This window comes from Acetobacter sacchari, assembly GCF_017377715.1.
Lineage (GTDB): Bacteria > Pseudomonadota > Alphaproteobacteria > Acetobacterales > Acetobacteraceae > Acetobacter > Acetobacter sacchari.
In genome coordinates this window covers 1-19,453 of sequence record NZ_JAFVMF010000031.1, presented here as the reverse complement: position 1 = coordinate 19,453, position 19,453 = coordinate 1, and the positions used below count along the sequence as shown (strand labels likewise).

Annotated in this window: 15 protein-coding genes; 9 read left to right on the top strand and 6 right to left on the bottom strand. The window is 59.7% G+C overall.

Annotation, left to right across the window (positions count from 1 at the left end):
- Positions 1-24 precede the first annotated feature (24 nt).
- Both rpsA and J2D73_RS18730 read left to right on the top strand, forming a co-directional pair.
- Positions 25-1,737 (top strand): 30S ribosomal protein S1, encoded by a 1,713-nt coding sequence (gene rpsA / locus J2D73_RS18735; protein WP_026398709.1) that lies wholly within the window; start codon positions 25-27, stop codon positions 1,735-1,737.
- Positions 1,738-2,091: 354 nt separating this feature from the next.
- Positions 2,092-2,559 (top strand): CBS domain-containing protein, encoded by a 468-nt coding sequence (locus tag J2D73_RS18730; RefSeq protein ID WP_207883822.1) that lies wholly within the window; start codon positions 2,092-2,094, stop codon positions 2,557-2,559.
- A gap of 702 nt (positions 2,560-3,261) precedes the next feature.
- Here J2D73_RS18730 and J2D73_RS18725 read toward each other — a convergent pair.
- Positions 3,262-4,017, bottom strand: a complete 756-nt coding sequence (locus J2D73_RS18725; protein ID WP_207883819.1) for a metallophosphoesterase — start codon at positions 4,015-4,017, stop codon at positions 3,262-3,264.
- An 825-nt stretch (positions 4,018-4,842) separates the two neighbouring features.
- On the opposite strand from J2D73_RS18725, the gene J2D73_RS18720 reads away from it, so the two are divergent.
- The gene (locus tag J2D73_RS18720) at positions 4,843-5,412 is read left to right on the top strand and encodes a hypothetical protein (RefSeq protein ID WP_207883818.1); all 570 of its coding nucleotides are present in this window, start codon (positions 4,843-4,845) and stop codon (positions 5,410-5,412) included.
- Between the two features lie 160 nt (positions 5,413-5,572).
- On the opposite strand, the gene J2D73_RS18715 is transcribed toward J2D73_RS18720, so the two are convergent.
- The gene (locus tag J2D73_RS18715; protein WP_207883817.1) at positions 5,573-7,243 is read right to left on the bottom strand and encodes an NAD(P)/FAD-dependent oxidoreductase; all 1,671 of its coding nucleotides are present in this window, start codon (positions 7,241-7,243) and stop codon (positions 5,573-5,575) included.
- A 307-nt stretch (positions 7,244-7,550) separates the two neighbouring features.
- Between J2D73_RS18715 and J2D73_RS18710 the strand changes: the two genes are divergently transcribed.
- From J2D73_RS18710 to J2D73_RS18700, 3 genes are all read left to right on the top strand, one after another.
- Entirely contained in the window at positions 7,551-8,708 is a 1,158-nt protein-coding gene (locus tag J2D73_RS18710) for a cation diffusion facilitator family transporter (protein ID WP_207883816.1), read from the top strand.
- A 7-nt stretch (positions 8,709-8,715) separates the two neighbouring features.
- Positions 8,716-9,654, top strand: coding sequence for a cation diffusion facilitator family transporter (locus J2D73_RS18705; RefSeq protein WP_207883815.1), 939 nt, complete (start codon positions 8,716-8,718; stop codon positions 9,652-9,654).
- Between the two features lie 197 nt (positions 9,655-9,851).
- Positions 9,852-11,222, top strand: coding sequence for a chloride channel protein (locus tag J2D73_RS18700; protein WP_207883814.1), 1,371 nt, complete (start codon positions 9,852-9,854; stop codon positions 11,220-11,222).
- A 116-nt stretch (positions 11,223-11,338) separates the two neighbouring features.
- On the opposite strand, the gene J2D73_RS18695 is transcribed toward J2D73_RS18700, so the two are convergent.
- Positions 11,339-12,745, bottom strand: coding sequence for a carbohydrate porin (locus tag J2D73_RS18695; RefSeq protein WP_207883813.1), 1,407 nt, complete (start codon positions 12,743-12,745; stop codon positions 11,339-11,341).
- A gap of 47 nt (positions 12,746-12,792) precedes the next feature.
- Here J2D73_RS18695 and J2D73_RS18690 point away from each other — a divergent pair, with 47 nt between their 5' ends.
- Positions 12,793-13,215, top strand: a complete 423-nt coding sequence (locus tag J2D73_RS18690; protein ID WP_207883812.1) for a secondary thiamine-phosphate synthase enzyme YjbQ — start codon at positions 12,793-12,795, stop codon at positions 13,213-13,215.
- Between the two features lie 22 nt (positions 13,216-13,237).
- On the opposite strand, the gene J2D73_RS18685 is transcribed toward J2D73_RS18690, so the two are convergent.
- The 3 genes from J2D73_RS18685 to J2D73_RS18675 form a co-directional block, all read right to left on the bottom strand.
- Positions 13,238-13,726, bottom strand: coding sequence for a hypothetical protein (locus J2D73_RS18685; protein ID WP_408736859.1), 489 nt, complete (start codon positions 13,724-13,726; stop codon positions 13,238-13,240).
- A 166-nt stretch (positions 13,727-13,892) separates the two neighbouring features.
- Positions 13,893-14,861, bottom strand: coding sequence for a TonB family protein (locus J2D73_RS18680; RefSeq protein ID WP_207883811.1), 969 nt, complete (start codon positions 14,859-14,861; stop codon positions 13,893-13,895).
- 154 nt (positions 14,862-15,015) lie between these two features.
- On the bottom strand, positions 15,016-16,038 hold the full coding sequence (locus J2D73_RS18675) for a glycosyltransferase family 4 protein (RefSeq protein WP_207883809.1): 1,023 nt from the start codon (positions 16,036-16,038) through the stop codon (positions 15,016-15,018).
- A gap of 199 nt (positions 16,039-16,237) precedes the next feature.
- On the opposite strand from J2D73_RS18675, the gene J2D73_RS18670 reads away from it, so the two are divergent.
- Positions 16,238-18,034 (top strand): ABC transporter ATP-binding protein, encoded by a 1,797-nt coding sequence (locus J2D73_RS18670; protein ID WP_243430091.1) that lies wholly within the window; start codon positions 16,238-16,240, stop codon positions 18,032-18,034.
- 33 nt (positions 18,035-18,067) lie between these two features.
- Positions 18,068-18,700, top strand: coding sequence for an NUDIX hydrolase (locus J2D73_RS18665; protein ID WP_207883805.1), 633 nt, complete (start codon positions 18,068-18,070; stop codon positions 18,698-18,700).
- Positions 18,701-19,453 lie beyond the last annotated feature (753 nt).

The window sequence follows — 19,453 nt, the reverse complement described above, 5'->3', positions numbered from 1 at the left end:
GTCGGCAGGGAAATATCGTTTCACATGGCTTCTGCCACACTCACCACAACCGATCATTTTGGCGGCGAAGACTTCGCCTCGCTGCTCGACGAGACCCTCGGCCTGGACACGGGCTTTGAAGGTTCCGTCGTCAAGGGGCATGTCGTCCGCCTGACCGACGAATTCGCCATCGTCGACGTCGGCCTGAAGAGCGAAGGCCGCGTCGCCCTCAAGGAATTCGGCCCGCCGGGCGTCGCCCACGAGGTCAAGCCGGGCGACGTCATTGAGCTGTACGTCGAGCGCTACGAAGACCGTGACGGCACGATCGTCCTGTCGCGTGAGAAGGCGCGTCGCGAAGAGGCCTGGACGAACCTGGAGAAGGCTTTCGAAGCCAACCAGCGCGTCAATGGCACGATCTACGGACGCGTCAAGGGCGGCTTCACGGTCGACCTCGGCGGCGCCATGGCGTTCCTTCCCGGCAGCCAGGTCGACATCCGTCCCGTGCGCGACGTCGGCCCGCTGATGGGCGTTCCGCAGCCCTTCCAGATCCTGAAGATGGACCGCGCGCGCGGCAACATCGTCGTCTCGCGTCGCGCGGTCCTCGAAGAGACCCGTGCGGAGCAGCGCAGCGAGCTGATCCAGGGCCTGAAGGAAGGCATGATCCTTGACGGCGTGGTGAAGAACATCACCGACTACGGCGCGTTCGTGGACCTCGGCGGCGTCGATGGCCTCCTGCATGTCACCGATATCGCCTGGAAACGCATCAACCACCCGTCCGAAGCCCTGCAGATCGGCCAGCCGGTTCGCGTGCAGGTCATCCGCTTCAACCCGGACACGCAGCGCATTTCTCTCGGCATGAAGCAGCTTGAGGCTGATCCTTGGGAGAACGTGGCGATCAAGTATCCGCCGGGCGCGCGTTACAGCGGTCGCGTCACCAACATCACCGACTACGGCGCGTTCGTTGAGCTCGAGCCGGGCGTCGAGGGTCTGGTGCACGTTTCCGAGATGTCCTGGACGAAGAAGAACGTCCATCCGGGCAAGATCGTCGCCACTTCGCAGGAAGTCGACGTCATGGTTCTGGACGTGGACAGCGGCAAGCGTCGTATCTCGCTCGGCCTGAAGCAGGTTCAGCGCAACCCGTGGGAGCAGTTCGCCGAAGAGCACAAGATCGGCTCGACGGTCGAAGGCGAGATCCGCAACATCACCGAGTTCGGCTTGTTCATCGGCCTGTCAGCGGACATCGACGGCATGGTCCACATGTCCGACCTGTCCTGGGACGAAGCCGGCGAAGTCGCCATCACGCACTACGAGAAGGGCCAGGTCGTTCAGGCCAAGGTTCTCGACGTGGACGTGGAGAAAGAGCGCATCTCGCTCGGCATCAAGCAGCTTCAGGAAGACCCGGCGGCCGACGCGCTGTCGAGCGTCCAGAAGGGCGCCGTCGTCACCTGCATCGTCACCGCTGTTCAGAGCAACGGCATCGAGGTGAAGGTGGACGACGTTCTGACCGGCTTCATCCGTCGCGCCGAACTGGCGCGCGACAAGGCCGAGCAGCGTCCAGAGCGCTTCGCAGTTGGCGAGCGTGTTGACGCGAAGATTGTCTCGGTCGATCGCGCAGCCCGCAAGCTGGCCCTGACCATCCGCGGCCGTGAGGTCGAGGAAGATAAAGCTGCGATCAACGAGTACGGCTCGTCCGACAGTGGCGCGTCGCTGGGCGATATCCTTGGCGCTGCGATCCGTCGCCGCAACACGGACGCCTGATAAGTCACGACTGGATGACGGCCGTAAGGCCGTCTCCTTCTGGCTGACGTTACGGAAATGGCGCCCTTCGGGGCGCCATTTTTGGTTGGAGACAGGATGCTGCATTCCAGCGGCGCCTATCGGACGCGGTTTTACGGGACCCGTCGACCGATTTCCCATACGCTGTTATCGAAAAAAAGCCTCTTCACCGGGCGTCGTAGGCTGGCAGAACACGTCTCCGCCGAATTTCCTTCACGCAAGACCTTGCGCATTGGCCCCTGCCAACCGACATCGACCACAACGACCATGCTCGCCGCCTAAGGCCGAGCCTCGAGGCGACGCAGCAGTCCAATCAAGAAAAAGGACACTTGCGTCATGCCTACCCCCCTGCACAGCATCCTTGCCGAGAAAGGATGGGACGTCATCACCGTGTTGGATACCGATCCCCTGCCCCGCGTCTGCGAGACATTGGCGCGACATGGGATTGGGGGCGCTCCGGTTCTGGATGGCGCCGGGCGTCTGGTCGGTCTGGTGTCGGAGCGAAAGATCGTCGAAGCTGTGTCGCTTTCTCCTGCCGGGCTTGGCGCCCTGGTCGCCCGCGACGTGATGGCGGCGAACACGCCAATCGCGACGCCCGACGAGGACAGCCTCACTACGGCGCGACGGATGACCCGCACTCACTGTCGCCATATGCCGGTCGTGGACAACGGTCGTCTGGTCGGCCTGGTCAGTATCGGCGATCTTGTTAAATATCGGATCGAAGATGCCGAACATCTGGCCGAAGATTTGCAGAACTACGTATCGAATAGTGGGCACGCGTCGGTAAAAGTTTCCGGAATGTGAAATTTATTGATAAAAAATTGGGGAAAATACAATCAATTGACTGTCTGCCTCACGCGTCCACCCGATGCTCATAATTCCCCGGATGTGAAGACCTGATCTTTGGTTCCGCGTTCTGCCTCTGTCACGATAAAGAGCTTCATCGAGCGTATGAGCGTCCTGTTGCGTTTATACCGCCCGGCGAAATGGGCCCGACGCCACTCGCTCATCAGGATATTGCGCGCTGGAACAAAGCGAATGTCCAAACTTTAGATGCGCGCATCAAGTCCGAATTTACATGTGGGATTGACCGCCCCCAAGACGTGATCGTCGGGTGATGTCTTGCTCATAGTTAAAATGGTCATTCGTGTCGGCATTGTTCGCGCAGCTTGAGACGCAAAGCGAGGTAAGGATTACTGCGATAAAAATCGATGCTCTCACAACATTCTCCTCAAGATCAATTGTCGGGAGTGTCGGTTAAGATGGAGACTGCGGTTGGTAATATAAAGCCTAACAGGTGCGGTGATGACCGGTTGCTGACCCGATTATTTAATTGCGCCTTCCGGTCGCAAGGTAGTGTGTCCGCGGTCCGCTGCTACGTGTTTGGGCTCTACTGCGGCAAAAGGAGCCACACCGGGGAAGCGGCGCCGATCAATGGTAACATGTGCTCGATATAAACGACCTTCTATTCGGCTGCGGCAATATATGCCTCTCAGCGCGCACGCTTTACACGGTGACGATCAGATCGTTCCGAAAGCCCGGCGTCGAGAAGCGTGGTCCTGCTGGGTTGCAGACGATGCGGGCGCCGCCCGGATGCCGCATGTCTCCAACGGCGTGAATGTGGCCGTGAACCCATAAATCTATGTCTCGACGCCAGAAAATATCTGAAAGATCAGAAGCGTAGAGGCCGATATTCCGTTCGCCTCTCAAATGCGACGGCACGCAGTCCAGCAACGGCGCATGGTGCGTCACGACGACCAGAGCTGTGCCGCGCGGCTTTTCGACCCCCAGCAGCCGGTCGAGTTGCGCGACTTGACGTTCATGCTGCGCAAGCTCATCGCCCACCCTGACGCCGCCACGGCCGTCCGGCCTCAGAAAACCTTCCCCGGTAAGAAGCCGGGGACGAACGTCGAGGCCTGAGAGACGTCCGTCCGCCCAGAGGGTGCATCCGACAAATCTGACGCCACGCAGGACACGGGCTGACTCGTCGAGCAATGTGACGCCGAAGCGCCGCGCAGCCTCTTGCGCGCGGGCCTGCTGCTGCGACAGCGTGCCACCCCAGATTTCATGATTGCCAAGGACAAACACGGCGGGCCGCCCAGCGGCCAGACGCGCGACGGTCTCGATCGCGCCTTCTGGATCCCCCTCCAGGATATCCCCCGCCGCCACCAGCACGTCGAACGCGGGGCGCGGTGGATCGTATGAATCTGGAGAACGTGCGTATTCGAGATGGAGATCCGAAAGTATCCACAACCGGGTCATGCCGCGCCCTTCTGCTCCTGCGGCATAGCCGGGAAATGAAGATGCGGACGTGACGTGCGAGGAGTCGATTCGGTTCCGTTACGCCCGCGTCACGGCCCGAGAGACTGTCCCTCAGCACAAAAGTTAATGCGGGTCCAGTTATCGTGGTATTATCTGGTTGGAAAAAAGTGCCCACACCGAACAAAGAACACCCGCCAACACGATGAACCGGAGTTGCATCCATAAGCCGGGGCGAATGGATACGACGCTGACGACGAACCGGACGGCGGTTGCACCGGACGCGCAATGCGCTCCCACGCCGATATGCAGGATCTGCTGGTGGGACAACTGCCCACGCGGCCGAAATCCAAGGCTGCGATGGTTGATAACGGCCTTCTCCGGTCTGCGCCCGTTCCTGCTAAAGTTCTCAGCAACAGTTAACTAGCTAAGGAGGAGAGCGCCAAAGCCTGCCGTGGACCACCACGGCGAACATTAACGTGCAGGCAACCGGAAGCCTCCCAAAATCCGCTACACCGTCCCTCATAAGCTCCTTTGCTTCGCCGTGAATTTTTCGTTTATGACAAGAGCTTTCGACGATTTTAACTGACGAACTCCGCGGGTTGGGATCTATCGCAAGTCAGAAATCGAATGGTCATCCCGCTGCTTCATCTCCCTTATGACCAGCCAGTTCCTCCTGCTCATTAGGAAAATCAAAACAGACGCCAATCGCCACTTCGCGCACGAGTCAGCGATTGCGTCATCATGTATAATTATATATATTTTTAGATACGTATAAAATAAAATTAGTTTGTCTAATTTGTTCTGCACCGATGAAGGAATAACAACATGGTACGAACAAGAAGCGGCAACGTTTATGCCGGTGAAAGTTATCCTCTGGCGAAAGATTATATGCTCGATCCCCGCAATATTGAAAATGTGGTGCGGGGCATGATGGCAGACCTAAGCCAAATACCGAATCAAACCACCGGCAATATCGCAGGTCTTGCTGCTGTTCTCAATTTTTTGGGTGATAATATCTTATATCAATTACATTCTCATTCAAATTCATCTCGGTATAGCTTCGAGCAAGGTTACGCACATCATGTTGCGCCAATAACTAGTAACATACCGGGAGAAGTTTCAAATCAAAGAAACATACAGATGAGAAATCACACGGAGCCTAAATTGCTTCAGGAATTCAAAGATCGCTTTTGCTTCGAGGGAAATAGTAATGCCATTCGTTGGGTAGCCCTCGTAACACAAATCCCTGTTTGTCCTTCTTGCAGGCGAGAATCCGTTTACCCGTTTTCGCAATACGCACTTGCGTCTGGGTTTGACTTTAAGGTGTACACCACACGAAACGAACCCATTCGGAGAAATGCGAGGTTATTTACTGAACCATTTGGAGAGTTCTAAGCCGGCTATTACACACGATGGCTGCCCCACTCCGCAGTGGTGCTGGCGGTGACTTGTCATTGTAACGGAAACTCAGATTTGGGACGAATGCCTGTTTTTCCTGTGACTTGCGGCATATAATCGGGGGCGATCTGGAGCGCTACACGAAGTGGGATTGGTGTCATCCAGCCTGCTCCTTGCCGGCGGAACCGCGGAGAAGTCCCGTAGCCTCACGCCCCACCATAGACAGCGCGACGGCTTCCGCAATCCGAATGCCGTCGATCGCAGCGGACAGGATGCCGCCTGCGTAACCGGCGCCCTCGCCTGCAGGAAACAGACCGCCTGTATTGAGGCTGCGCCCGTCCTGACCGCGCGGGATGCGCAGAGGAGAGGACGTGCGCGTCTCCACGCCCGTTAGCACTGCGTCCTCCATCGCGAATCCCGGCAGCTTTCGCGCGAATGCGGGAAGAGCCTCCCGGATCGCCTCGACAGCGAAATCAGGCAAACAGGCGGAAAGATCCGTCGGCGTGACGCCGGGCCGGTAGGACGGCGTCACGGAGCCGAGCGACGTGGAGGCGCGGCCCGCAAGAAAATCGCCCACGCGCTGCGCCGGGGCGCGGTAGTCGCCTCCTCCGGCGAGAAAGGCCTGCCGCTCCCAATGCCGCTGGAACGCCACGCCTGCCAGCGGTTCGTCCGGATAGTCCTCGCCGGGTCGCAGATCGACGACGATGCCCGCATTAGCGTTGCGTTCGGCGCGCGAATACTGGCTCATCCCGTTGGTGACCACCCGCCCCTCCTCGGACGTGGCGGCGACAACAGTGCCGCCGGGGCACATGCAGAAGGAGTAGACGCCACGCCCGTTGGACGCGTGGTGGGCGAGTTTGTAATCGGCGGCTCCCAGCAGCGGCGAACCAGCTTGCGGTCCAAAACGGTCGGCGTCGATCAGGGATTGGGGATGCTCGATCCGCACGCCGATAGAGAACGGCTTGGACTGCATCTCCACGCCAGCCGCCTCCAGCATGCTGAATGTGTCGCGCGCGCTGTGACCGATCGCGAGAATGACGTGCGACGCAGCGACCTCCTCTCCGCCGGACAGACGCAGGCCTCGTACGCTTCTCTGCTCATCAAGCAGGAGTTCGTCGACCCGGGCGCTGAACCGGTATTCGCCGCCAGCCGCCTCGATCTCGGCGCGAATATGCTCGACCATCGAGACGAGCCGGAAAGTGCCGATATGCGGTTTCGAGACGAACAGGATTTCCTCGGGCGCTCCCGCACGTACGAATTCCTCCAGCACCTTGCGCCCCAGATGGCGTGGGTCGCTGACCTGGCTGTAGAGCTTGCCGTCGGAGAACGTCCCGGCTCCGCCCTCGCCGAACTGCACGTTGCTTTCCGGCGTCAGGATCGACCGCCGCCACAGGGCGAACGTGTCGACCGTGCGTTCGCGGACAGCCTTTCCGCGCTCGAGAATCAGCGGCCGCAACCCCATCTGCGCGAGAATCAGCCCCGCCATCAGTCCGCACGGTCCCGCGCCGATCACAACCGGTCTTTGAAACGCGTCGCCTCTGGCCAACCGCGGACCTTCGACATCGACAGGGCGATAACTGGTGTCCGGCGACGGGCCAATACGCGTATCTTCGCCTGCTTTCGCCAGAATGGCGGCCTCGTCCGCCACCGCGCAGTCCAGGCTGTAGACCAACATGATGCCGCCACGACGACGTGCGTCGTATCCGCGCCGCGCGACGCGCAAATCGAGCGCGTCGGCGTCCGTAAGGCCGAGCCTGGCGCGCGCGGCGGCGATCAGCGCTTCCGGCGCGTGGTCGAGCGGCAACCTCACCTCGGTCAGACGGATCATGAGTTCTCCATTAGGCTTCAGACGCCTGACGCGTCTCCACATGGCGGCGAGCATGCGAGCGTGACGCCGCTGGCCCCGACAGGAGCCACAATCGGGCGGCTCATATCACGACAGATCGGCGATCACGAGAGAGTAGACTCATTGCGTGGAGCAATAGAGAGCGCACTGCTCCCATCCGACGGCGACACTGTAAACTTCCCGTTTTGCAAACGGGCGGTATGGTCTATGAGACGCGGGAATCAAGTCTTCGGGACGACCTCCTGTCAACCGTGACCTGTAGCGCAAGACCGACCAAGGAGATTGCGACATGACCGCGTCCTCCACTTCTGGCGGTCACCGCCATGGTTCACCGGATGAACACACCCATTCTTCCGATGCACACGATCATGCTCACGACGAAGGCGCATGCGGCGTACATAACCCCGACGACGCGACGGGCGGACCGAAGTGTGACACCGATATAAGCGTGCAACCCTCCGATGCCGGCCATGCGTGTGGCGACCACGACCACGACCACGACCACGGGCATGGTCACGATCATCATCATGATCATGGGCTTTTCGGGCATCACCATCATGCTCCCGCGTCGTTCGGACTCGCTTTTGCAGCCGGCATGGCCCTCAACATGGTCTATCTGGTCGGCGAAACTGTCTGGGGTCTGCTGGCGAACTCCGTAGCGCTCCTGGCCGACGCTGGTCATAACCTGTCCGACGTGCTCGCCTTGGCCGCCGCCTGGCTGGCGGAGCGGTTGACGCGCCGAGCGCCGTCCGCGCGCTTTACCTACGGCCTGCGCCGTTCCTCTATTCTTGCTGCGCTGACCAACGCCGTAGCTTTGCTGCTCGTGACCGGCGGCGTGGCGTGGGAGGCCGTGCTGCGTCTGTTCCACCCTGTGGAAGTCGCGGGGAAAAGCGTGATGGTCGTGGCGGCGCTGGGCGTGGCGGTGAACGGAGTCACCGCGCTGTTCTTCATGAGCGGTCAGAAGAATGATCTGAACCTGCGCGCTGCCTTTCTGCATATGGCGACGGATGCGGTCGCCTCCCTCGGTGTTGTAGCCACCGGCGCGCTCGTGTTGTTGACGGGGCTGGCGTGGCTGGACCCGGCTGCGAGCCTCGCCATTTCGGCGCTTATCGTTCTTACGACGTGGGGGCTGCTCAGGGACTCTCTGGATATGGCGCTCGACGGGGTTCCAAAGGGTGTTGACATCCATGGCGTCGACGCCTTTCTGCGTAATCTTCCCGACGTGACTGACCTTCACGACCTTCACGTCTGGCCGATGAGCACAACTGAAACGGCGCTCACCGTTCATCTCGTGCGCAGCGAAAATGCGGCCGTTCCCAACGACGCGATTTTGCTCTCGGCGGGCCGGGAATTGCGCGCGCGTTTCGGCGTACAGCACGCGACGCTGCAGATCGAAGTCTCGCCATGCGGTGGCGGGTGCAGCCTCGACGACGCGCTGCACGTGTGAGCCTGTCATGATTAACGCCGCCCCAATTGGGGACGCGCCGAAGCCGGACCGAAAATTCGCGCTGGCATGGGCGAGTTTTGCTGTCAGTATCGCCGCGTTCGGACTGAAATACGCAGCCTGGGTCAACACCGGCAGCGTCGCGTTGAAGGCGGACGCGCTCGAGACGATCATCAACGTCGTCGCGGCGGCGGCTGCCCTGTGGGCCATTCGCGTGGCTGAGAGGCCGGCCGACGACAACCACACCTACGGGCATTACAAGGCGGAATACCTTTCGGCGATCGTCGAGAGCGCGCTGGTGCTGGTCACCGCTTACGCCATAGGCAAAACGGCGGTGGAAGGATTTCTGAGGCCGCATCCTGAGACGGCGCCGTGGATCGGCGTCGGGCTCAACGGCGTCGCCACGCTGCTGAATTTCGCGTGGGGGCTTACGCTGCTCCGAAAAGGACGAGCGGAACGCTCACCCGCGCTGATCGCAGGTGGTCACCATGTGATCTCGGACGTTTGGACAGGATGCGGCCTGATTGCGGGCCTGTCATTGATCCCGCTGACAGGGTGGGTCTGGCTCGACCCTGCGCTGGCTGCTCTCGTTGCGCTTAACGTGTTGCGGGTTGGCTGGGAGATGCTTCGGCAATCCGTGTCGGGATTGATGGACGAAGCCCCTGATTCTGCGACCCTTACCAAACTGCGAGAAGTAATCGCTGAAACGGCGACTGGCGCGCTGGAGGCGCATGACATCCGCATTCGCACCGTAGGCGCCATAACGTTCATCGAATTTCATCTTGTGGTGCCGGGTTCGATGACGGTCGGCGTCGTGCACGAGATTTGCGACCGGATAGAAGCTGGCCTTCGGCGAGCGATCGGGCGCGCGCTGATCAATATTCATGTCGAGCCGGAAACGAAGGCCAAGCACACGGGCATCTTGGTCACGTCTCCACCGGTCGTATGACATACGGTGGCCACAGGGATGCAGGATTACGAGGGCCTTAATCACCAAGACTGCGGCTAACGCCGCTACCCGGCGAAACACTTTAAGCCGACATGTGGGATTAGGACTTGGAATGATCGCCCGGCAGGCGTAAGGCCGGGACGATATTGCGCGCTGCCTCTCATTGCTGAAGAGACCCGCCGCAGCAGGAAGAACCGATGCATACGACTACCTCGACCCAAGTCGGCCGGATCAGGCACTTTCGCGACACCGCGCGCATGACGACAGCGGAGTGGCGGCGAAAGCTGATCTACTGGGGCAGTTCGATCGCCGTCGGCATCGTGGCGATCAGCTTCGCGGCGCTGGCGGACAAGGCGGCTGCGCTCCGGAGCGATGTCATCAAGCACAACCCATGGTTTATGCTTGTAGTGACGCCTGCTGGACTTGCCTTGTCGATATGGTTGACCAGACGTTTCTTCCGTGGCGCGCAAGGCAGCGGCATTCCTCAGGCGATCGCCTGCATGCACCTCAACGATCTGGCTGTGGTCGATCGGGTGCTTTCGATCCGCATCGCTGCGGCGAAAATCTGCCTGACCTGTCTGGGGCTCGTCGCGGGCGCTTCTATTGGCCGTGAGGGGCCGACGGTGCAGGTCGGCGCGGCAATCATGAATGCTGCGGCTCGTTTCCTTCGGCTCAGCGAAATTGCGTCTCGCCGTGCGCTGGTAATGACTGGAGGAGCCGCGGGAGTTGCGGCCGCGTTCAACACGCCGCTCGCCGGAATAGTGTTCGGCATCGAGGAACTGGCTCACTCGTTCGAGCACCGGACCAGCGGCACTTTGCTAACCGGGGTCGTGCTCTCGGGCGTGACGGCAATAGCGTTGGTCGGTAATTATTCGTATTTCGGGCACACCGATGTAATCGTGCCGGTCGGGGTGAGTTGGCTCGCCGTTCTTGCTTGCGGCTTGCTCGGCGGGATCGCCGGCGGATCATTCTCGGCGATACTGATTCGAGCTTCATCTGGCTTGCCTGGGGCATTCGGCCGCTTCGTGGCCCAGCGGCCTATTTTGTTCGCTGCGCTTTGCGGCTTGGCGCTGGCGATTATAGGCGTGGCTTCCGGCGGCATGACGTATGGCACCGGCTACGCGCAGGCCCGCGCCATCATTCAGGGTGACGAGCATTACCCCGCTTCGTATTTCGTTCTGAAATACTGCGCCACCATCATTTCCTACTGCTCGGGCATTCCGGGCGGGTTATTCGCCCCATCGCTGTCAGTTGGCGCAGGCATCGGTGGTTGGATCGCGCAGTTCTTGCCTCACACGACCCCTGGCGCCGTAGTGCTCCTGGGCACGGTGGCGTATTTTTCTGCTGTCGTGCAGGCGCCGCTGACCGCCACAGTCATCGTGATGGAAATGTGCGACAATCAGCAGGTCACGCTCGCGCTTTTGGCCAGTTCATTCCTTGCGTTCGGCGTCTCGCGCATGATCTGCAAGCAGCCGCTTTATGGCGCGCTGGCGGAGCGGTTTCTTCGTTCGGTCGATCCGGAAGCGCACAACGGTGAAGCGCCAAAGCATCCTTCCAAGGAAGATTGAGCGGCATTCGTCAGAGAATGGCCTGCAACATCGTAGCTGCGAGAAATCTTTCCATCTTATTGTTTTAAGAAGCATTGCTGCCCGTTCAGGCATGCCCTGCCTGAGCAAGCCCTGCCCTAGAGGCTTAGCCCCGCGTGCAGGCCAAGAATGAGTGCGTCCTTCACGCGGCGTCCCGAAACGTAAACACCACCGCTTGGAGCGATCAGTCCTTGCAAATCCGGCTGCAAAGACAGCCAGGACGAGAGCTGCGCGCGGTAGGTCAATTCAAGATGGTACTCGTTCTGCCGCGCTTCTGTTCGCCCTGAGGGTTCGGTCGTGGTCAGGAAACGGCTGGGCGCAGCGTAACCCAACCCAAGCGCCACGAGGTCGTGTCGCCGACCGAACGGTCGATGTAGCGACAGCCCAGCGTCCAGCGCGGAGACGATCTCGTTACGATCAGCAAGTCCCGTATATTGCCAACGAACAAAACCATGCAACCGTCCGACGACAGGATCGCGCAACAGGGTTTGGTCAACGATTGCATAAATCAGCCAATTGCCTCGGCGTTGTGTGCTCGCGTAGGCCTGAAGTGGAAATGTCCCGCTGTCCACAATCACGCCAGCCTTGTAGGAACCCAGTAGTTTCCCGATGCTGACGCTGTGTTGCGCCTCGGCCATCGCCAATGTGCCAGTGCCAAAGTTGAAGCGTGTGCCCGAGGGATCCTGATTCTGGTTCCAGGGGTCGTTCGGGTTGTTGAATGTCCGTGCGCCTGTCGGATTGTCGTCGCCGACAGCGATGAGCAGGGTCCAGTCATCGGATACGTCATATCGCAGCCTGAGCGCTGGCGTTGCGAGGGGTGAGGCTGGCCCCTGATCGTAGAGATTGTTGCTGGGCATCATCGGCCAGCCGAAAGACCCGTTGAGCAGGTCCTGAGCCGTTTCGCTGACCATGAAGTCGCGACTGAGGTCCAGTTTGCCTATGCGAAGCTCGATCGCATCGCCAGGGGGATGATACGAGTAAGCAAGTTCATAGAGACGCAGGTTGGGATCGGCCTCGCTCGTGGAGGTCTGATTGAAGGCGTAAAGCGGGACGTTGCTGAAGGGACGTCCGCGAATATCGACGCCGCTGACTTCCAGTTCGCCCCACTGCCCTTCCCTGTCCGTCCCGCCATGATACAGGCGCGCCAGATCGAGCGTGACGTCGACGACCGTCGCCCCGATATAATTGGTCGAGGAACGGGAGCCGCCAACAGGGTTGGTCCAAAACTCTTCGCTGTCGCCGATATCTATGTTGACGCCAGCCTGCCGCCAACGATCTTTGATCCCTGACCACCCGTGAAGATCGTCGCCTGCGGCCGCCTTGGCCGAGTGGTGCGTTGTGGACAGCAGAGCCGTCACCCCGAACAGCGCCCGCCCAATCAGGATAAGGTTATCCAGAAACCGCGAGATATGCGGAGATGATGGCGGTTCGAGCAGACTGCTGCGTGTAGATTCCGCATGCAGTTCGTGAGATTGCGGGTATGGGGTGCGACCGTAAGCCGTCATGGCGCCACCATTTTCCGATGCGCCATTAAAGGTAGGAGGAGTTGTTCATGCGTCAGCATCTTTATCGGCTGACTGTCGATACACGTGGCAAAGGACTGACGCCCATCACCCGGCCGATCGTCGACTGGGTAGGACAAAGCGGCGTGGATGTGGGGCTGCTGACGTTGTGGTGTCGGCACACGTCCTGCTCTCTGACAGTTCAGGAGAACGCCGATCCGACGGTGCGCCATGATATCGGACGGTTTTTTGAGCGGCTCGTTCCGGAAGAACACGGGCGTTACGTTCATGACGACGAAGGGCCTGACGATATGCCCGCACATTTGCGGACCATGTTGACCGATACGTCGATGAGTATCCCCGTGGCCGAGGGACGTCCCGTTCTTGGGACGTGGCAGGGCCTCTACCTTTTCGAACACAGGGCCTCGCCGCACAGACGGGAAATCGTGCTGCATCTTCTCGGAGAAGCGTGACGCCCGGTGTTCGGCCGTCCCGTCATCGCTGGCCCGGCGCGTCGGGCGCGATGTTATCGACCGCGATGAACGTGTCGGCTGACACGTTCATGGTCGTGCCTCCTGTTGCGTCCTGCGCCTGGTTTGCGGCGATGCCGCTGGTCAGGGACCGCAGTTCCGTCAGTTCCTGACGTACGTCGTCGAGAATTTCGACGAGAGCCGCGTGATCGGCGTCGGCGCGCGCTTCGCTGCTTCGCGCGAGGATAGCGCTCCCGACAGCCAGAGCGGGCAACGCGATGAGCTGAATCGCATTGCTGATATAAAGGAGCGTGTTCTGGCACCCGGGAGCCACCATCGGGATGAGCGAGAACACAGTAAACGCGTAAACGCACCAGATACTGCCGAAAATGACTGTCATCCGAACGGCCAGCCAGTCGTTGAAGCGAACGACAGCGCCTGCCTCTGGAGAGCGTTCCATCGCTTTTTCCAGCTTGCGCGGCGCGTGGAGCAGCGACAGTAGAGAACGGGGCATTATGCGCTTCACGACTTCACTTTCTCCGGCGAGAATTTCTGCTGAAGGTCTCGTCCGGAGGCAAGGACGATAACCTGCAGACCATGAGTTCCACGCTTGCAGAACCATGGAGCACGCACGCTGTGCAAGGTTTCGGTTTGCGTCCCTGCTTTTCGCCTAACGCGCGTTATCTGCCCCCGCTCTGGTCGATGCCTGCAGTGGAATCGGCGTTTTCCGCCGCGTCCGAATCTGCCGAGGCGTCAGCATTCTCTCGTGTGCCAGCGTCTGAGGGCGCCGCTGGCGCCTGGTGAGCCACCGGTTTGAAGGACATCGTCGATCCCGAGGGTGTAATCAGATTAAAGGTCACCATGATAACGACGTTGAACGGCGTAGACGGTGGGCGCGAGCACCGCAGTCCGCGTAGAAAACTGAGCGTCGAATCGTTCAAGATCGGATGTCCGCTGCCGCGCAGGATACGGACGTTCCGCACGGAGCCATTGGCTGCAAGCGAAAAGCCCGCGTACACAATGCCTTCCTCGCCACGCTGGCGGGCGAGAGGCGGATAAATCTTCGCAGGAGTCGCGCACGACGCGCCTCCATCACTGAAACTGGAACCGCCCTGCCCGGCCGAGGTCTTGGCCTCACTGAGACGCTTGCCTGTCGTCCCGTTCGGGCTCGCGACGTCTGCGTCTTTTGCAGGCGCGTCCTTTTCATGTGGAACTTTATGGGTCAGGATGCTCGCTGAGTCCTGACCGTCGCCAACATGCACGGTCGCCAGATGATTGGCGCCGGACAGACTCGGATCCTTCGAACCTGTTGGACGCGGTGGCACTATCGGCAGGAGAGGTTCGCCAGAGCCCGGCCAGGGAATAAGTTCATCGGCGACGGGCGCGGGCGCCTGAACAGGCGGCGCGGCGTCCGGCAGAGGTGGCGGCGCAGGGATCGGATCAATCGACGCCTGACCGTGGTCGAACAGAACCTGAACATCCGCGAGAGCGAACGGGACAGGTTTTTCTTCAGGAGTCCTGTGCATGGCGATCCATGCCAGAACAAGCGCCAGATGAATCAGAAGCGCAGCCGCAAACAGACGACCGTCAAGGTGTCGATCCTCGGACGATCGACGCCCCAGGCGGGTCATCCCGGGGCGAATTTTCACGGGGAGCTTCGGAACCGACAACTCTCGCCTCACCCTGCGCGACGCTATGATGCCTGACGCCAAGCTGCCCTTGGCTAAACAGGCGCCTGTGACAGTCTGTTCATATCACACAGATTCGACGCGGCGCAGATGTTTCGCCGCGTCAAAGTGGCGCTTATTGCTCGCCGAGACGGGCGTATATCTTCAGGTAGTCTTCCGCCATGCGGCGTGCAGTGAAACGCTCGTCGAAGCGTTTGCGAATCTGCTCGGCATTCGTTTCGGCGAGGCGCGGGAATGCGGCGATGGATTCGGCTTCGCTATCGACGATCAGACCGGTAAGGCCGTCTTCCAGAACCTCCGGCACCGACCCGCGGCGCAACGCGACAACCGGCGTCCCACACGCCATCGCCTCGATCATGACCAACCCGAACGGCTCCGGCCAGTCGATCGGCATGAGAAGGGCCTTGGCTCCGGACAGGAAAGCCGGCTTCTGCGCGTCGTTGATCTCTCCAATCAACTCGACGCCCTCGCCCAGCATCGGGACGATTTCCTTCTCGAAGTATTCCGCGTCCACCCGGTCGATCTTCGCAGCGATTTTCAGCGGCAGCCCGACTGCGCGTGCGATGCGGATCGCTTTGTCGACGCCCTTTTCCGGACAGATACGCCCGAGGAATGCGAGGTAGTCGCGTGGTCCCGGCTGGGGCGTCAGCAGCTTCTCGGGCAGCCCATGCAGCACGGTTCCAACATAATTGGCCTGCGGCAATGGCTGGCGCTGGTTGTTGGAGATTGAGACGATCGGTACGTCCGGGAACGCGTCGAACACTGGTTGCAGTTCCATCAGATCCAGCCGCCCGTGCATCGTCGTGACGAACGGCGTCTTCTGGCGGCTGAAATATGTGAAGGGCCAGTAGTCCATGTGAAAATGGAGGACATCGAACTGATCCGCCAGACGCGCGACCCGTTCCATCAGCAACATATGTGGAGCGATAGGATCGCGAATCGCCGGGTCGAGACGCAAGGCCCGGGGCCACACAGCGTCCAGATTCGCCTTCGTCACGCTGTCGCCGCTTGCGAACAGGGTGACGTCATGCCCCATGGCGACCAGTTCGTCGGTGAGGAAGGAAACCACGCGTTCTGTGCCCCCATACAGCTTGGGGGGCACGGCTTCATGGAGAGGCGCGATCTGGGCGATACGCATTGACCGGAGGACTCCATCGGTTGTGATTGAATATTGCGACTGCCGACAACGCCTATCGGCGTAGGCCTCCGCAGACAAGCGGGTTATGGCGAACCGGTTATCGAGAGAGAAAGCGAACCCTGCGCTTTCGTCCTCTGTCACGAACGTTTACAAGGGCAGAAAGTTGACTGGAGAGGTGCGAGCGCATGGACGGTCACGCTTGAAGCGCGACGACGGGATTACGGTTTCCGACGAACAACTGCCGAAATACGCGGGCCGACCGGGCCGTTTCATTGCGTGCTATGCGCGCCGCCACGCGGCGTCCCACGCGATGGTGTTCGGATTCGTGACGATCGCCGTCGCCTGCGCGGTGTTCTCTTCCTACGCAATCCGCCATCTGGTCGACACCATGAACGCCAGTCAGCATGGCGATATGCTGGCTGTCTGGCGCGCTGTCGCCTGGCTGGCTGTGGTGATCGCCGCCGACAACATGTCCTGGCGCGTCGCGGGCTGGTTTGCGGCGAAGACCTTCGTCGACGTGACAGGCGACGTCCGCCGGGACCTGTTTCGTTATCTCACCGGCCATTCTACGAGCTATTTTTCGGATCGGATGCCCGCGGCGCTTGCCGCGCGGATTTCCACAGCGGGCAACGCCAGCTTCACGCTGGAGAGCCTGCTGGCATGGAACGTATTGCCCCCCTGCCTCAACGTGCTGCTGTCGATCACGCTGATGCTGACCGTCAGCCCTTTGATGGGCGGGGTCATCATCGTTCTGTCCGCCGCCCTTGCATATTTGATGTTTCGCATGGCGCAGGCCGGGCGGGAACTGCACGCGACATACGCGTCTGACGCGGCAGGCGTGGATGGAGAAATGCAGGACGTCGTGGGCAACTTGCCGCTGGTTCGCACCTTCGGGATGCTCGGCTACGAGCGACGACGACTTGCCTCCGTGCTTCGAACCGAGATGGCGTCCCGTGGCCGCTCGCTACGCTATCTGGAGCGGTTGCGACTCGTTCACGCTGCGCTGACAGCGATTCTCACTGCCGGGTTGCTGGTGTGGGTCGTTCTGCTGTGGCGCAACGGCGCCGCCAGCGTCGGTGATGTCGTGATGGTCATAACGCTCGGATTTATGATCCTTCACGGCACGCGCGACCTTGCGGTGGCGCTTGTGGAGATGATCCAGCATCTGGCGCGACTCGGCGAGACGTTGTCCACCATTCTGCTCACCCACGAAATGCGCGATCAGGTGGATGCGGTCGGATTCCGTCAGGAGCAAAAGGGCGAGGTCACATTCAATGACGTGACGTTCGCCTATCCTGGCGGCCCGAACGTGCTGGAGCATTTTCACCTTCATGTTGCGCCGGGTTCGCGCGTCGGCCTTGTCGGACGCTCGGGCTCGGGCAAGAGCACTGTGTTGGCGCTGCTGCAGAGACAACGTTACGTGCAAGGCGGCGCAGTGATTATAGACCACGAAAATATCGGCGCGCTGACCGAAACTGCGCTGCGGTCGTGCATGTCGGTGGTGCCGCAGGAAGTGTCGCTGTTGCGTCGCTCGGTCGGCGACAACATCCGTTACGGCAAGCCCGAGGCTACTGACGATGAAGTTCGGGCCGCTGCGGATGCTGCCGGATGCACCGACTTTATTATGGCCCTTCCGGAAGGATTCGCGACGGAAGTCGGAGACAGGGGCGTAAAATTGTCGGGGGGGCAGCGACAGCGTCTCGCGATTGCGCGCGCCTTCCTGCGTAACGCGCCCATCCTTGTCCTTGATGAGGCGACCAGCGCCCTCGACAGCGAAAGCGAGCATCACGTGCAGATGGCTTTGTCGCGCCTGATGGTGGGACGCACGGTGATCGCCGTGGCGCACCGTTTATCGACTCTGAAGGATTTCGATCGGATCGTTGTGATGCAGAAGGGGCGGATCGTCGAGGACGGGTCGCCTGGCGAACTGGAGCGTCGCGATGGCCCCTACCGTGAATTTCTCTCGCGACAGGCGATGGAGATCGCGCCGATCTGAGATACTTGGTCGCACGCACGAAAGAGGCTTGTCATGGACGTTGAACCCGACTGGCTCGTCTGGGCGCGCGAAATTCAGGCAATTGCGCAAACCGGCCTGACCTTCTCAGAAAATCCTTACGACCGAGAGCGTTACGAGGCATTGCGCGCCCTTTCAGCCCGCATTTTCGCAGCGAGAACGAGCGCGCTTGCAGAGCGTATCGAGACGCTATTCGAGGGTGAAACCGGGTATGCGACGCCGAAGATCGACGTGCGCGCGGCTGTCTTTGACGAGAGCGATCGGTTGCTGATGGTGCGGGAAGTCGCCGACCAGCACCGCTGGACGCTGCCCGGCGGTTGGGCGGACGTAAACCTCACCACCGCCGAGAATGCGATCAAAGAGGTTGTGGAGGAGAGCGGGTATCGTGTCGGTGTGACGAAACTTGCCGCATTGTGGGATCGCACGCGACAAAGACATCCCAATGGCGTGTTTTCATGCGCGAAGGTGTTCTTCCTGTGCGATCTGCTCGGCGGTGAGGCTACGGCAAGTCTGGAGACGTCTGAGGTCGGGTGGTTTGCTGAGGGCTGCGTCCCCAGTGATCTTTCGGTGGGGCGCGTGACGTCGGGGCAGATATCACGAATGTTTGAGCATCGGCGTAATCCCGAACTTGCGACGGATTTCGAGTAACCTCTAATCCATATGCTTCATCGGTGAAGGTGATCGACCGCCACGATTGCTTCAGATTGCAATCGTCTGCTCGTTCCGAGCAGTGGCCGCGTCTCATGTGTTGTCTGTCGAGTGGCGCAGGATTTTAGATGGGCTCCTATTGGAGGTAATTACGTTATTTTTTTTGGTCGTTGATACGTTTCCGACCGAAAAGTTAACGATGCTCGGCTAACCTGTAAATGTAACGCCGTCCGGAATACCAGACGTAATGATTATTCTATCGATAGATGTGTGATCACAAGACGATTGTTGGTAATGATTTCGCGCAAAACCGAAACCGTTATATGTGATGTGTCAATATTTTCAATGGGTATTATGAAAAGTAATTTTCTCTATTGTAAGTAAAATCCTGAAAATTTCAATGACTTCGACGTCGCATCGATTTGCATTACGATAGATTTTATTTCGATGATACGGTCTTCTCGCTACATTTTATCGGAATTTATCCTCACATAAATTCCAGGTTTTGTTTTTTAACCGATAATGTCGCGGGCTCATATTTTGTATTGTATCGAAATTAAGGAGTATTGGAAAAATTTTATAGTTTACTGGATGGTTTTATAATAATGATCCCGCGATCGCATTTCTATATAATGCCGGACTACAGGCTAACAAATCGATGTGTTCTAAAAGAAAATGGATTCGTCTGGCATCATGACTAAGAGCCTGTTTAGAAAATCACGGGTGAGCATTTCTGCGCATGAGATTGGCGCC